This is a genomic window from Dysosmobacter welbionis (assembly GCF_005121165.3).
Taxonomy (GTDB): Bacteria; Bacillota; Clostridia; order Oscillospirales; family Oscillospiraceae; genus Oscillibacter; species Oscillibacter welbionis.
This window is the reverse complement of the sequence record NZ_CP034413.3, coordinates 720,843-734,848: the sequence shown is the minus strand read 5'-3', so window position 1 is coordinate 734,848 and position 14,006 is coordinate 720,843. Positions and strand designations below refer to the sequence as shown.

Genomic DNA, 14,006 nt, shown 5'->3' with positions numbered 1-14,006 from the left:
ATATGCGGGAGGACTTCAGCCGTTCTCTGCCGCATTTCTTCGATCAGGCGCCGCCTGCCAGATATTCTTCCGCCATGTGGACCGCCATGGCCCCATCGGCCACGGCCGTCACTACCTGGCGCAGCGGCTTCGTCCGTACATCGCCCACGGCATAGACGCCGGGGAGATTGGTCCTTGTGGTTTCGTCCGCCGTCACATAGCCGCCGGCATCCAGCTCCAGCTGGCCTTTCACCAGCTCCGTGGCCGGCTTTCTGCCGACGCTGATGAAGAGCCCGTCGCAGGGAAGGACGGATTCCGCCCCGGTCTGCACATCCCGCAGCCGGATGCCGGTCAGCTTCTCTTCGTGCAGCAGCTCCGTAACAGTGCTGTTCCAGCGGAATTCCACGTTCTCTGCCTGTATCAGTGGCTCGTGGTAGATCTTCGTGGCCCGTAGCTGGTCCCTGCGGTGCACCAGGACCACCCTTTCGGCGATACGGCTCAAAAGCAGGGCGTCGCCGGCGGCGGAATTCCCGCCGCCCACCACGGCGACCGTTTTGCCCTTGTAGCGCATCCCGTCGCAGGCGGCACAGTAGGCCACACCCCGGCCCACCAGGGCCTCCTCGCCTGCAAGGCCCAGCTCCCTGGGATTGGCTCCGGTGGCAAGGATTACCGTCCTGGCATAAAAGGTCCCCTCGCTGGTCTTCAGCGCCTTGGGGGCAGCGGTCAGTTCCATGCGCTCCACCTGTGCGTACGCTGTCTGCGCACCGAACCGCTCTGCCTGCCGCTGCATCTTCTCCGCCAGGGTGAAGCCGTCGATCCCGTCCTCATAGCCGGGATAGTTGTCGATCTCCTCCGTCAGGGCCATCTGCCCGCCTGCCGAGAGTTTCTCCAGCACCAGTGTATCCAGCCCGGCCCTGGCTGCATAGAGCGCCGCCGTATAGCCGCCCGGCCCGCCGCCCACCACGATCATGTCGTAGACACGAGTTTCGCCCATGGATTCCGCCTCCTTACTTCGCCATAGCCTCCTGGATGAACTGGTCGATGGCCGCTTTGGACCCGGGGTTGACGATAGAATCCACGGCTTTCCCGTCCCGATACAGGACCAGCGTAGGAATGACCTCGATCTGCGCCGCCTCGGCCAGCGCGGCCTCCTCGTCGATGTTTACCTTCGCCACGGTGAGACGGTCGCCGTATTCGTCCGCGATCTTCTCATACGCGGGCCCGATCCGGCGGCAGTAGCCGCACCAGGGAGCCCAGAAATCCACCAGGATGGGCTTGCCGCCCTCTGCCATCTGCTGGAATTGTTCCTTGTTTAGATTGATAGCCGCCATGCTGGTCAGCTCCTTTCCTTGGTTTGGTCCTAGTATAACCGAAAGTCCGCGATTTTTCTGTGACGACATCACCCAAAACACGGGATTTTCCGAAAAGCGGGCCGGTTGACAGCAAAGCTCCTGTCAACTATACTGAGAACACGATGAGGAGGGACACGGAATGACCTTTCAGGACTATTTTCCCATCTGGAACAAGCTCCAAACAGACCAGCAGGACCGGATCCGCAGCAATCTGAATTTCCGAACCGTGAAGAAGGGGACGATCCTGCACAACGGGGACATGGACTGCACCGGACTCCTCCTGGTGAAGGCGGGGCAGCTCCGGGCCTATATCCTCTCTGATGAGGGGCGGGAGATCACCATTTACCGCCTGTTCGACCGGGATCTGTGCCTGTTCTCTGCGTCCTGCATCATGCGCTCCATCCAGTTTGAGGTCACCATCCAGGCGGAGAAGGACACGGACCTCTGGGTCATTCCCGCGGAGGTCTACCAGGACATCATGGAGACGTCGGCGCCTGTGGCCAACTACACCAACGAGCTGATGGCCAGCCGGTTCTCCGAGGTCATGTGGCTGATGGAGCAGGTCATGTGGAAGAGCCTGGACAAGCGGGTGGCGGCCTTTCTGCTGGAGGAGGCTTCCATCGAGGGGAGCAGCGTGCTGAAGATCACCCATGAGGCCATTGCCAATCACCTGGGCACCCACCGGGAGGTGATTACCAGGATGCTGCGCTATTTTCAGAGCGAGGGCATGGTGCGGCTCTCCCGGGGCATGGTCCGGCTCCTTGATGAGGACAGGCTGCGGCAGTTGCAGGATTGAGCCGCGTGATACGGCACGGTCATGTGCGGCTGTTCCTTGCTTTGCAGATCAGCTGTGTCATGGTGCCCATGGGGCAGTAGACACACCAGCTGCGGGGCTTGAACAGCACCATGGTGATTAGCCCCAAGACTGTGGATGTGAGCATGACGCCGTAGAAGCCGAAGGCGAACTGCGCCACGCCGGGATGGAAAAGGGTGCCGTGGTAGGCCCAGTTCCAGGGCAGCTTGAAGGTCCACAGCAGGGTGACCGCCTGCCCCAGATCCCGCACACCGGCGAACACCAAATAGGTGTTCCACAGCATCAGAAAGAACATGGCGAAGAAAAAGGCGAGAAATCCGTATCGGAACGCCTTGCTTTTCATCCATTTGGGGATGTCTTTCCTGCGGGACAGCCCGAAGCGCCCGCCCAGCAGCCCAAACAGCTGGCCCCGGCCGCAGTAGCGGTTGCAGTAGCTCTTGGTCCCGCTGACCACGGAGATGATGAGGGGGATGAAGAAGCACAGCAGGCCCAGCCAGGCAAACAGAATGTTGAAAAATCCCAGCAGGAGGTACAGGAGCGAAGCGATCCACAGATAGTCGTACCAGTGCTTCTTCATGCCTCTACCTCCCGGATTTTGATGACGCTGGCCGGACACTCCCTGGCGCACTTGCCGCAGCCCACGCATTTGTCCTGCCGGACCTGGGCCATAACGCCCCGCACGATCTCAATGGCCTGCAGGGGACAGACCTTCACACAGCAGCCGCAGGCCACACAGGCTGACGGGTCCACCACGGCTCTGCGCCGCTTTTTCACGGAATTCATAGCATGCCTCCCTAAATTGAGTGGGTTCATCATACCGCATATCTATGAATTGCACCGTGATGAAATCACAAATGCCGCAGGCAGAATAGCACCGCACGCACCGGCCTAAACGGGATGCGGGGAAGGTGAGGGCACGTCCGGGGCTTGTGCCTTGGAGGGACAGCTGTGAGGAAGGTCATCTGTTTCGCCGATTCCAGCACCTGGGGCTACGATCCCCGGTCCCGGCTGGGCGGGCGCTGTGCCCCGGGCAGCTGATGGGTGGACATCCTGGCGGCCGAAACCGGATGGGTGTTGGGCAACTGGGGCGCCAACGGCCGGGAGCTCCCCGACGCGGCACCTGACATTCCGGCGGACACCGACCTGCTGATCGTGATGCTGGGCACCAATGACCTTTTGCAGGGCCGCAGGCCCAAGGCCACGGCGGAGCGGATGGAGCGATTCCTGACCGGCCTGGAGCTGGCACGGGGGAAGATCCCTCTGTTCGCGTTGCCGTCCCGGTCCCCGGGGGAATGGGTGCCGGGCCAAATGCTCATTGCCGCTTCCCGGACCTTCGCCGGGTGCTGCCGGACCCTTGCCGGGCGGTGGAACGTCTCCCCGGCCTATGACGGTGTGCCACTTCGCGGAGCAGGGGCACAGGGCCCTTGCCGCCGGGATTTCGCCCCATGAAACGCATCGTTCCCCGGCACCGTGCGCCTGCTGGAGGGAACCATCAATGGGAGAACCGGTGCCGCCCAGAGCGGGCCGCTGCGGCTCCGGCGGGATATGGGGATATCAGCAAATCCGGCAGGGGGCTTATGGAGCGCTGCCCCGAGCATTGACGGCGGGAGCCTTTCGCGCAGACGCGCACGGAAACGAGACAAGGAGGAGCACCATGCGGATTCTGATGCTGGGCAACAGCCTCACCTCTGCCCAAGATATGCCGGACATTCTGGCGGAACTGACCGGGGCGGAAGTGGTCTGCCATACCCGGGGCGGGGCCCGGCTGTCCGAGCATCTGAACCCGAACACCCGGCTGGGCGCCCGAACGCAGGCGGCGCTTGCAAAGGAGCAGTGGGACTATGTGGTGCTGCAGGAAATGAGCCACGGCCCCATCACCGCTCCCGGGAGCTTTTTCGCCAGCGTGGAGCGGCTCTGCCGGCAGATCCGGGAGAACGGGGCCATCCCGGTGCTCTATGCCACCTGGGCCTATCAGAAGGGTGGGGCCCGGCTGTCGGCCAAGGGATGGGACTATGGTGGGATGGCCCGGAACCTGTCCGCGGCGTACCGCAGGGCGGCGGAGGAAAACCGCGCCCTGCTTGCCGACGTGGGGCGGCGGTTTTACCAGCTGCCCGGCACGCAGGACCTCTACGCCGCCGATGGCGTCCACCCCAGCGGGCAGGGGGCCCGCATTGCGGCGGAGACCATAGCGGCGGCGATTCAACGACACAAGGAGGACCCATCATGATTCGGGACATCTGCAAAGACCAGGCATTTCTGGCCCAAAAGGCCGAGCCCGCCTCTCCGGAGGACCTGCCGGTGGCGGCGGATCTGCTGGAGACACTGGAAGTCCACAGGGACGGCTGCGTAGGTATGGCGGCCAACATGATCGGCGTGAACAAGCGCATCATCGCCTTCGACAACCAGGGCGGCTATATGGTCATGTTCAATCCGGAGATCGTGAAAAGGGCCGGCCCCTATGAGGCGGAGGAGGGGTGCCTGTCCCTCTCCGGCACCCGCAGAGCCCGGCGGTGGGAGTCCATCAAGGTCCGCTGGCAGAACGAAAAATTCCAGGAGCGGATCAAGACCTTCACCGGCTGGACGGCCCAGATTATCCAGCACGAGATCGACCACTGCGAGGGCATTATCATCTGAGGGGGAGGGGAAACCTATGAAACTTGCCATTCTCTCCGACACCCACGGCCTGCTGCGGCCGGAGGTCACGGAGCATCTAAAGACCGCCGACGCCATCCTCCATGGCGGAGATATCAACAGGCAGAGCATCGTGGATGAGCTGCGGCAGTATGCGCCGCTGTACATCGTCCGGGGCAACAACGACAAGGACTGGGCGGAGGCCATCCCGCACGATCTCACCGTTACCCTGGGCGGCGTGACCTTTTTCATGGTCCACAACAGAAAGGAGGTCCCGGCGGACCTGGCCGGTGTGGACGCGGTGGTGTTCGGCCACTCCCACAAGTACGTGCAGGAGGAGAAAGGCGGCGTCCTCTGGCTCAACCCGGGCTCCTGCGGCCCTCGGCGGTTCCATCAGGAGATCACCATGATGACGGCGGAGGCGGAGGATGGGAAGATCCGGGTGGAGAAGGTCATCATCCCCCACGGGACGGCGTGAGAACGGCGGGAAGACTGCTTCTCACCGGCGGTTCCGCCGTCTGCGGGGGCGGGGCGGCGCACCCCGGGCGGGGGAGGGGACAGGGCATTGACAACCGCCTGGCACAGGCAGTTCTGCCCTGAGATGGGGGCCGGCTTTGGCGGCGCACCGGGGATGCGGCGGCTCAAACAGACTCCGCCGGGCCGGAGTTCCGGAGCGTGCCGCTGCGGCGGCCCGCTTGCTGAAAGCCGGGGAACCGGCAGTGTATTCGAATTCTTGCAGACCTCACAGCTGCACACAAGCCGGCGCGGCCTGAAATCACTTGATTTCAGGCCGCGCTTCTCTGTCCATAGCGGGGGGCCTTCCATACGCCGCCGTGCATACTGTGCGGCCCCGGGGCTTCAGCCCACGATGCGCAGGAGCTCATCCAAGTCACGGACGGCGCCGCACATCACCTCTCCGCCGCTGACCGCGGCGAAGTGTGCGCGGGCGCACTGGAGTTTCGCCGCCTCCACGCCCTGGGGCTGTGGGGCCCTGCCGCTGGTCTCTGCCACGAAATAGACGGGATCCCCTGCGCGGTCCCGGAGGGCGATGGCCCAGTCGGGCGTGTACCGCCCCACCGGGGTGGGAATGAAGAAGGACTTGGGAAGTCGGACATATAATCTGACCGCCTCGCTGGCCTCCAGCGCCTCGGCAAAGGCCCGTTCCCTGTCGGTGTCACAGATCACATAGTCTGAGATCGAATGGGCGGCGGGCACGGCGGTGCACCCCAGCCTGCCCCGGCGGACGGCATTGGTGAAGAGGGCGGCGTCATACGACGCGTCCAGCCGGTGGTATGTGATGTGCCGGACGACGGCGGCCGCCTTCTCCCGGTTGATGAGCCTGGAGGCCTGGAGGAGGAAATCCTCCGGATTCAGGCGGAACATGGCAAATGTCTCAGGGGCTATGCCCTGGAGAATGGCTGCCGCAGTGGTACGGGTCAGGCCGGTTTCCTCCACCAGCCTGCCCACTAGGTCATACCGTACACCGCCCGGCGCCGGGGGACCGGCGGCCTGCACACGGCTTTCCCTGCGGCGGAAGGCCCGGCCCTGAAGCAGCTGTTCCCGGGACTGCAGCTGCGTCGCCTGCTCGCCATACACCGTCCGGACAGAGACGGGGGTCACCTGTAGATGCGCGTCCAGAGCCTGGATGACGTTCCCGATCAGCTCCCGGGTGTCAAAGGAGACGGTGTAGAAGGACTTGGGGCCGACCCGCGCCCAAAGGGAGCGGAACGCCTCGGTCTGCAGCTTCTCCGGGTCCGCCCGGGCGGTGACGTTGCCGCCGTGGGCGTTCTCCGCGGGGATGGCCCGGGGGGTATAGACGCCGGAGAGGACTTGCGCCACGGCGGCGCTGAGGTCCTGAAGGCTTCCGCCCAGCCGGACGGCACCCCGGTCCCGGTCCGCAAAGAAGCTGCCGGTGAGGACGCGGTCCTTCACATAGCCCTGTTTCCGGAGAGCGGCACAGATCTCATCTGCCAGCTCCCGCGTCACCCGGACCCGTGCCCCGGTGGTGCCAGTGAGGAGCCTGCCGGCAAACAGGCCCGGCTCCACCATCCGGGGGCGGCCGGCAAGGGACGCCGCCAGCCCCTGCTGCAGGGCCTCCGCGAATCTGCCGAACTCCATATCGGTGATGAGCGTCAGCTTGTTCAGCTCCTGCACCGCCCCGCCCAGGACGCTTTCGTCCATGCGTTCGCCCTCCTGATTGACACACAGGCGCAGACCGCGGCCGATCTCCTGGCGGCTGCGGATCTCCGACTCCGTCTGGGGCTTCAGCATACAGATCTGGAACACATTGGGGTTGTCCCACCCCTCCCGGAGGGCGGAGTGAGAGAAGAGGAACCGCACAGGTTCATCCAGGCTGAGCAGCCGCTCCTTGTCCCGCATGATCAGGTCATAGGCGTCCGCGTCGAAGGAGGTTCGGCTCTTGCGGTCGATCTTTCCCTCCACAAAGCGGGCCTGGCGGCCCTTCCGCCGGTCTACGGAGAAGTAGCCCTGGTGGGTCTCGCGGGCATCGATGCCGTCCAGATAGGCCCGGTACGCCGGGTCGTCGATCTCTCGCCGGAACGCCTCCGCCACGGCGACGTACTCCTCCTCAAACATTTTGGCGTACTCGCCGCTGCGGCCGCTGCCGCTGTCCCCGTCGTACAGGCGGTATTTGGACACCTCGTCGATGAAGAAGAGGGACAGCACTTTCACTCCCCTGGAATACAGCTCCCGTTCCCGGCGGAGGTGGGTGCGGATGGTCTCCCGAATCTGCACCCGGCGCTGGAGAGCTGTCCGCTCCTCGCCGCCGCTGAACTGACCGGCATATAGCTTCAGGCCGTTGAGAAAGGTCACCGAGCTGTCCCGACCGTCGATCTCTGCCACCACATAGCGGTCGGCGTATTCGGCCAGGCCGTTGGACGCCGCGAACAGATCCGCCTTCCGGCGCAGCTGTTTCACCACCGTCCGAATGCCGGACGCCCCTTTGACCTCAAAACCGATCCGGGCGGCGGGGGCCCTGTCCCGGCTCAGGTCCACGCCCTCCAGATAGACAAAGCCGCCAGCGGCGGGGGAGGATGTGAAGGTCACCCCCAGGGCGGCGATCCGTTTCACCAGATGCCGGTTATAGGCGTCCAGGGCGTCCAGACGGTACACCATGTTGTACGCCTCCCGGTGGGTGGCGGAGTAGCGCAGGGTGAACAGGGCGTTGAACTTGCGCAGGCTCTCCCGAGTCTGGCGGCCCTCCACGCTCTGGGGCTCGTCAATGATGAGAATAGGCCGGGTGGCCGCGATGACGTCGATGGGGCGGCGGCCCCGGAAGCTGTCCGGCCGCTGGTCGATGATCCGCTGGTTCCTGCCCGAGTTGAACGCCTGCATGTTGATAATCATGACCTGAATGGCGCTGTCGGAGGCGAAGCGGTCCACCTGGGCGAGGCGGTCGGAGTTGTAGATGAAAAACCGCAGCCGCCTGCCGTACTCCCCGGCGAAGTGCTCCTGGGTCGTCTGCAGGGAACGGTAGACGCCCTCCCGGACGGCCACCGACGGAACCACGATGATGAACCGGCTCCAGCCGTAGCGGGCGTTTAGCTCGTAGATGGTTTTCACATAGGTATAGGTCTTGCCGGTGCCGGTCTCCATCTCCACGGACAGGTTGATCCCCGGCCCGGCCAGGGCCTTGGACAGAGGCAATCCGACGCGCCGCTGGACCGCGTGCAGATTTTTCAGGATCCGGGCGTCGGTCAGCTCCGGAGCCAGGGGTTGGTTGCACAGGCCGGTGCCGGTCCCTGCCAGGGACAGCGGCCTGTCGGCCGCGGCGCCCAGGCCCTGCCGGTGTGCCTGGGCGCACAGTGACTGGCCGCGGAACACATCGCAGACCGCTGCGGCCGCCTCCGCCTGAAAGGGCTGGTGCTTGAATTGGAGCTTCATGAGGTCACCTCCTTATGTCCGGTGCGCTGGGGACACATCCGGGCAAGACGGGGAAAGTTTCTGCGGAATGGAACCAGGCGGACGGTCTGCACTCAGAGTACCTGGACGCGGGTGCCGGGGGACAGGCTTTTGAAGATCTCCGTCACGTTGATCTTGGCGGCGTCCGAGGCGAAGGCGCTGTCCCGGAAGACAGCCCACTGGGGGCGGGAAGCAGCTATGTCCCGGATGACCGTGTCCGGAACGCCAGCGTCGAAACAGGCCGCCAGGACGCCGCCGTCCACCCGGTGGACGGTGCAGCCGCCGACCACCCGGCTGGTGTGGGGCAGGTGGATGCCCAGGCCCAGGTCCAGCAGGCAGGCATAGAGCAGATCCAGGTCGGTGCGGTCCTCCCGGATATTGGACACCGTCTGCCCGATCAGCGGCTGGGATATCTCCTCCGGGGGATAGAGGACCTCCTTCCGGCAGCCCTCGTCCACCCGGAAGACCCGGAAGCCGATGTCCGGACAGGCACCGGGGAATTCGGTCCGGATCTGATCCCCGGCACGGCGGATGCGGGCTTTGCCGATCTCACAGATGGTCTGGAAGCCCGCCTGGGCGGCCTCGCTCTTCTCACCGCAGGGCTCGGGCAGCTGCACCATAATGAAGCTGCGGTGGCCACCGTCCTCCGTGTTGAGGCGCATCACCGCGTGGGCGGTGGTGGCGGAGCCGGAGAAGAGGTCCAGGCATACGAAATCCTTCCCCGGAACAGAGCCGATCAGGGTCCTCAACAGGTCCACGGACTTTGGGTAGTCAAACAATTTCCGGCCGCCGAACAGCTTCCGCAGCTCCGCGTCTCCGTTGGGGATGTCGGGAATGACGTCCTTGAGCAGCGTCCTGCCGAAGTCCCTGATCTTGGTGTGGATCTCATACCTACCGGACGCTGTGGGGAGCACGATCAGATTATATGGCTCGTCCGCAATCTTCTGCCGGGACCACCGCCAGGCATGGTACTTGTGCACGCCATCCCCATTTGCATGGGGCGGCAGCTCGACCCACCCGGGCCGCCTCTCCCCGATGGCGCCTGTGGAGATCTCCTGGGTCTGGGGCTGATAGAAGATGGAGAACACGAGGTTCGGCCGGGTCTCTTCGTTGAACTTGCGATTATGATTGTAGAGGGGATCGCCGACCGCAAAGGGGCCCAGCCGGTCCGTCCGAACGTCCCTGCGAAAGCCCTTGTACGCATCGGGCATCTTCTCCCTGGCGAAGCGGATGTCAATGGACAGGCTGCCGCACGCGTCGATGTCCCTGGCGTAGGCCAGGACGGACTCCCAGGTTTTGGCCGCGCCTCTGCCGGATATCTGGCGGCCCGTGATATTGGAGACCCACGCGAACTGGTTCAGGTAGTTGCTTTCGCCGAACACCTCGTCGCAGATCTTCTTCAGGTTCGCTGACTCATGGTCGTCGATGGAGATCAGGATGACGCCGTCCGGGGAGAGCAGGCTGCGGGCCAGCAGCAGTCTGGAAAAGAGCATGGAGCACCAGTCGGAGTGATACCTGCCGTCCGAAAACGTGTTTTTCCGCTGAAAGTTGATCTTCCCCTCCGCGTCCCGGTATCCGCTGGCACCGTGATATGCGCCGCGGTCCATCACAAAGGAATCCGGATAGATGAAATCGCTGCCGGTGTTGTAGGGCGGGTCCAGGTAGATCACCTTCACCGCGCCCAGATAACTCTCCTGGAGGATTTTCAGCACTTCCAGATTGTCTCCCTCGATGTAGAGGTTCCGGGTGGTGTCCCAATCCCGGCTGTCCGCCTTCACGGGGCGGAGGGTTCTGGAGGTGGGGCGGGCGGCCTCGGCCATGGCGGCCCGTTTGCCGACCCAGGTGAATTCGTAGCGATCCTCCCCCTCCGCCACGTCGGGGGCCAGCAGCTGCTTGAGGACCTCGAAGTTGACGGCCTTTTTCACCTTCCCGTCCGCGCCTCGCGTCTCCGTGACGGCGGCGGGAAACAGCGCGGCGATTTTTTCCACATTCCCCGCCGTCAGGCCGGGGGCTTCCAAGTCCAGATAGTCCATGTCTGCTTCCTCTCGTTTCATGCAGATGCGGGCGCTTCCACCGGATGCAGATGCCGGAGGCGCCCCGGCGCGCTCCGGTATCCACGGCTGCACCCCGTCCGGCGCCGCGATACGTCCAGTTTACCGCACAACCGGCAAAGAGACAAGCTGAAAATCGCCCGGCCCGGCGGGGCATTGTCGCATTTCCCTCCCGGCTGTATGATATCTCTCATAAGACCGGCGGAGAGGAGCGTGCACAATGGCCAAGGAAAATGGCGCATATACTTTTTTATAAGTTTTACCTCAGTGGGCGCCCCTGTGTTTTCTGCAAGGGTCCCATTTGTCTCCCAAACGAGACCCTTGCAGGGAGGGAACCTTCCTTGCTCAGGCCAGGGCTTGGATTGCATCGCAGAGCGCTTCATCAGAGACGCTGGCGACCAGCTCCTCATGGACCGCACGGCCCACAGCAGCAAAGACCCATAATCGGATTCCGTCACGGTTAGCCCGGGAACTTCGGCTTTCATCTTCTCGATATAATAGGCATCCTCATCACGCGTGATCTCGTTGTTCTTTTCCCGGATCTGGTCCATGCACTCCCGCAGAACCGTCTGAAGGTCCTCGGGCAGCTTGGCATAGTTGTCCTCATTATATAGCACGGTAGCGCAGTTTCCGACAGCCTCCGCGATTTCCACGATGTCCAGCCCCGGGATCACGGGGAACTGGGGCTCCATCGTGATAGGACCCCGCCCGGTCTGCAGGTCCGCATAGTTGACCTGACGCCCTCCACCCGGGTGCGCATCTGCGCCTCTCGTACCTTGGCGTGACCTGCTCCCCCGGCGGCGGGTATTACGACCGCTACCTGGAGTACTATCAGGGGCCCGCCATTCTGGTATGCCCCGACCGCCTGCTGCAGCCCCGCGTACCAGTGGGCCTCCATGACCGCCGGGTACCCATAGTGGCCACGGAGACGCAGATCTGGCGGACAGGTGCGGCGCTGTGAGGTGCTGGGCATTTTTCGGGATGCACGATACAACCGGCCCGCCCTCCCGGCTCCTGGGGAGTGGTCCGCTTCCGTAGCGGGGTCTTCCGGAGGGAGGCCGCCGCTTCAGGACGGCGGCAGCCGTCCTGATTTTTTCTTGCGGTTTTCACAAGAGACGGCGCGCTTTGCCAAGAGATGTCTGTCAAACCGTACCAAATCCGCTGTGAGGACAGATTTCCTCACTTGACGTCCTTCGGCGGAGCTGTTATACTCTTCCCATCTTCCAAAATGCGATGAAGGGGAAAAGGCGATCCCACGCCCCGTTTCAGAGAGCCGCCGGTCGGTGCAAGGCGGTACGGAGGGGACCGCGTCACTGGCCCTTGAGCAGCCGCGCTGAGAGGCGTCGCCTTTAGGTGCGGACGGCCGCTGTCCGTTATCATGCAGACGCGATTCGCCCCCCTCAGGAGGAGCCGATCGTACAGAGTGGCCGGGTCTCCCGGCAATGAGAGTGGTACCGCGGGTACAGCATTTTTTGCTCCCGTCTCTCAAAGACTGATGGTCTTTGGAGAGATGGGATTTTTTGTTGTCCTCCTTCCAAAGACAAGACCTTGGAAGGAGGACTTTGACATGATGGACGCGACGAAATATCAGATTGGCTACTATCCCCCGCCGGTGGAGCCGGGGCACGTGTACGAGTGGATGCAGAAGGACCATATCGAGACTGCCCCCGCCTGGTGCAGCGTGGACCTGCGGGACGGCAACCAGAGTCTGGTGGTGCCTATGAGCCTGGAGGAGAAGCTGGAGTTCTACGAGATGCTGCTGAAGATCGGCTTCAAGGAGATCGAGGTGGGCTTCCCGGCGGCGTCGGAGACGGAGTATGAGTTCCTCCGCAAGCTGATCGACGAGGACCGCATCCCCCAGGACGTGACGATCCAGGTGCTGACCCAGTGCCGGGACCACATCATCCGCCGGACCTTTGAGGCGGTGAAGGGCGCCCCCCGGGCCATCATCCACTTCTACAACTCCACCAGCGAGGCCCAGCGGCGGGAGGTGTTCCACAAGTCCAGGGAGGAGATCAAGCAAATCGCCGTGGACGGTGCCAAGCTCATCAAGGAATTGAGCCGGGAGTACGAGGGCAATTTCCTCTTTGAGTACAGCCCGGAGAGCTTCACCGGCACAGAGCCGGAGTACGCCGTGGAAGTCTGCAACGCAGTGCTGGACGTGATGCAGCCCACGCCGGACCGTCCCATGATTATCAACCTGCCGGTGACGGTGGAGATGAGCATGCCCCACATCTACGCCAACCAGATCGAATGGTGCTCCAAGCATCTGAAGTACCGGGATGCCGTGGTTCTCTCCACCCATCCCCACAACGACCGGGGCTGCGGCGTGGCGGACGCGGAGCTGGCGGTACTGGCCGGTGCCCAGCGGGTGGAGTGCTGCCTCTTCGGCAACGGGGAGCGCACGGGCAACGTGGACGCCATCACCCTGGCCATGAACATGTACAGCCACGGAGTGGACCCGAAGCTGGACTTCTCCGATATGCCCGCTATCTGCGAGGTATACGAGCGGGTGACACGGATGCACGTCTATGAGCGCAGCCCCTACGCCGGCAGCCTGGTGTTCGCCGCCTTCTCCGGCAGCCACCAGGACGCCATCGCCAAGGGCATGACCTACCGGAAGGAGCACCACCAGCACCGGTGGGACTGCCCCTATATCCCATCGACCCCCACGACATCAGCCGCACCTACGACGCGGACGTCATCCGCATCAACAGCCAGAGCGGCAAGGGCGGCATCGGCTTCCTGCTGCAGCAGAACTACGGCTATAACCCGCCGCCCCACATGCGGGAGCAGCTGGGCTACCGGGTCAAGGAGGTCAGCGACCACGACCACCGGGAACTCTCCGTCCAGGAGGTGCTGGAGGTGTTTGAGGACAACTACGTCAACAACGCGGCCCCGCTGAATGTCACTGCCGCCCACTACACACAGAACCAGGACGGGTCCATCTCCGCCAACCTGACTCTGCGCCGCGGCAGCCGGATGATCCAGTGCGGCGCCGCCGGAAACGGCCGCCTGGACGCGGTGGCCAATGCCATCGAGCAGGCAGCGGGCATGGACTTCACATTGATCCATTACAGCGAGCACGCACTGGACCCTGACACCGACAGCCGGGCCTGCAGCTACGTAGGGCTGAAGTGGCCAGATGGCAGAGAGACCTGGGGCTGCGGCACCCACACGGACATCATCGTGGCAGGCGTCCGGGCGCTGGTCAGTGCCATCAATAACCGGTAAACAGCGGGGGAGACCCCTGGACTT

13 protein-coding genes, 1 pseudogene and 1 other annotated feature are annotated in these 14,006 nt (G+C 63.7%); of the genes and pseudogenes, 7 read left to right on the top strand and 7 right to left on the bottom strand.

Features of this window, described 5'->3' with window-relative positions:
* Window positions 1-43 precede the first annotated feature (43 nt).
* Together trxB and trxA are read right to left on the bottom strand one after the other, a co-directional pair.
* Window positions 44-973, bottom strand: coding sequence for a thioredoxin-disulfide reductase (gene trxB / locus EIO64_RS03860; RefSeq protein ID WP_021747650.1), 930 nt, complete (start codon window positions 971-973; stop codon window positions 44-46).
* Window positions 974-986: 13 nt separating this feature from the next.
* Window positions 987-1,310, bottom strand: coding sequence for a thioredoxin (gene trxA / locus EIO64_RS03855; protein WP_025543938.1), 324 nt, complete (start codon window positions 1,308-1,310; stop codon window positions 987-989).
* A gap of 160 nt (window positions 1,311-1,470) precedes the next feature.
* Here trxA and EIO64_RS03850 point away from each other — a divergent pair, with 160 nt between their 5' ends.
* Window positions 1,471-2,127, top strand: a complete 657-nt coding sequence (locus tag EIO64_RS03850) for a Crp/Fnr family transcriptional regulator (RefSeq protein WP_021747648.1) — start codon at window positions 1,471-1,473, stop codon at window positions 2,125-2,127.
* A gap of 19 nt (window positions 2,128-2,146) precedes the next feature.
* On the opposite strand, the gene EIO64_RS03845 is transcribed toward EIO64_RS03850, so the two are convergent.
* Entirely contained in the window at window positions 2,147-2,722 is a 576-nt protein-coding gene (locus tag EIO64_RS03845; protein ID WP_119311436.1) for a 4Fe-4S binding protein, read from the bottom strand.
* Complete coding sequence (locus EIO64_RS03840) at window positions 2,719-2,928, bottom strand: ATP-binding protein (RefSeq protein ID WP_025543941.1); 210 nt, start codon at window positions 2,926-2,928, stop codon at window positions 2,719-2,721. The genes EIO64_RS03845 and EIO64_RS03840 overlap by 4 nt, the downstream gene beginning before the upstream one ends.
* 258 nt (window positions 2,929-3,186) lie before the next feature.
* Here EIO64_RS03840 and EIO64_RS03835 point away from each other — a divergent pair, with 258 nt between their 5' ends.
* The 4 genes from EIO64_RS03835 (at window position 3,187) to EIO64_RS03820 (ending at window position 5,254) form a co-directional block, all read left to right on the top strand.
* Complete coding sequence (locus tag EIO64_RS03835; RefSeq protein ID WP_249390790.1) at window positions 3,187-3,594, top strand: SGNH/GDSL hydrolase family protein; 408 nt, start codon at window positions 3,187-3,189, stop codon at window positions 3,592-3,594.
* 205 nt (window positions 3,595-3,799) lie between these two features.
* A complete protein-coding gene (locus EIO64_RS03830; protein ID WP_036629443.1) occupies window positions 3,800-4,372 on the top strand; it encodes an SGNH/GDSL hydrolase family protein in 573 nt (190 codons plus the stop codon).
* The gene (locus EIO64_RS03825) at window positions 4,369-4,779 is read left to right on the top strand and encodes a peptide deformylase (RefSeq protein ID WP_119311435.1); all 411 of its coding nucleotides are present in this window, start codon (window positions 4,369-4,371) and stop codon (window positions 4,777-4,779) included. The genes EIO64_RS03830 and EIO64_RS03825 overlap by 4 nt, the downstream gene beginning before the upstream one ends.
* Window positions 4,780-4,795: 16 nt before the next feature.
* On the top strand, window positions 4,796-5,254 hold the full coding sequence (locus EIO64_RS03820; RefSeq protein ID WP_021747642.1) for a metallophosphoesterase family protein: 459 nt from the start codon (window positions 4,796-4,798) through the stop codon (window positions 5,252-5,254).
* A 380-nt stretch (window positions 5,255-5,634) separates the two neighbouring features.
* Here the strand turns inward: EIO64_RS03820 and EIO64_RS03815 are convergent, their stop codons facing one another.
* From EIO64_RS03815 to EIO64_RS19170, 3 genes are all read right to left on the bottom strand, one after another.
* Window positions 5,635-8,679: a restriction endonuclease gene (locus EIO64_RS03815; RefSeq protein WP_136890792.1), complete on the bottom strand. Its 3,045-nt coding sequence runs from the start codon at window positions 8,677-8,679 to the stop codon at window positions 5,635-5,637.
* A gap of 92 nt (window positions 8,680-8,771) precedes the next feature.
* Entirely contained in the window at window positions 8,772-10,751 is a 1,980-nt protein-coding gene (locus tag EIO64_RS03810; RefSeq protein WP_203005781.1) for a site-specific DNA-methyltransferase, read from the bottom strand.
* On the bottom strand, window positions 10,748-11,440 hold the full coding sequence (locus tag EIO64_RS19170; protein ID WP_119311433.1) for a hypothetical protein: 693 nt from the start codon (window positions 11,438-11,440) through the stop codon (window positions 10,748-10,750). Before EIO64_RS19170 ends, EIO64_RS03810 begins: the two co-directional genes overlap by 4 nt.
* 89 nt (window positions 11,441-11,529) lie before the next feature.
* On the opposite strand from EIO64_RS19170, the gene EIO64_RS03805 reads away from it, so the two are divergent.
* Window positions 11,530-11,709, top strand: a complete 180-nt coding sequence (locus EIO64_RS03805; RefSeq protein ID WP_158629691.1) for a 5-formyltetrahydrofolate cyclo-ligase family protein — start codon at window positions 11,530-11,532, stop codon at window positions 11,707-11,709.
* A gap of 263 nt (window positions 11,710-11,972) precedes the next feature.
* Window positions 11,973-12,237 (top strand) — a binding site (T-box leader).
* 78 nt (window positions 12,238-12,315) lie between these two features.
* A pseudogene (locus EIO64_RS03800) lies at window positions 12,316-13,982 on the top strand (2-isopropylmalate synthase).
* The last annotated feature ends 24 nt before the right edge of the window (window positions 13,983-14,006 follow it).

Coding starts and splice junctions, on each gene's coding strand:
- trxB (WP_021747650.1), bottom strand. CDS start 973: ATGGGCGAAACTCGTGTCTACGACATGATCGTGGTGGGCGGCGGGCCG.
- trxA (WP_025543938.1), bottom strand. CDS start 1,310: ATGGCGGCTATCAATCTAAACAAGGAACAATTCCAGCAGATGGCAGAG.
- EIO64_RS03850 (WP_021747648.1), top strand. CDS start 1,471: ATGACCTTTCAGGACTATTTTCCCATCTGGAACAAGCTCCAAACAGAC.
- EIO64_RS03845 (WP_119311436.1), bottom strand. CDS start 2,722: ATGAAGAAGCACTGGTACGACTATCTGTGGATCGCTTCGCTCCTGTAC.
- EIO64_RS03840 (WP_025543941.1), bottom strand. CDS start 2,928: ATGAATTCCGTGAAAAAGCGGCGCAGAGCCGTGGTGGACCCGTCAGCC.
- EIO64_RS03830 (WP_036629443.1), top strand. CDS start 3,800: ATGCGGATTCTGATGCTGGGCAACAGCCTCACCTCTGCCCAAGATATG.
- EIO64_RS03825 (WP_119311435.1), top strand. CDS start 4,369: ATGATTCGGGACATCTGCAAAGACCAGGCATTTCTGGCCCAAAAGGCC.
- EIO64_RS03820 (WP_021747642.1), top strand. CDS start 4,796: ATGAAACTTGCCATTCTCTCCGACACCCACGGCCTGCTGCGGCCGGAG.
- EIO64_RS03815 (WP_136890792.1), bottom strand. CDS start 8,679: ATGAAGCTCCAATTCAAGCACCAGCCCTTTCAGGCGGAGGCGGCCGCA.
- EIO64_RS03810 (WP_203005781.1), bottom strand. CDS start 10,751: ATGAAACGAGAGGAAGCAGACATGGACTATCTGGACTTGGAAGCCCCC.
- EIO64_RS19170 (WP_119311433.1), bottom strand. CDS start 11,440: ATGGAGCCCCAGTTCCCCGTGATCCCGGGGCTGGACATCGTGGAAATC.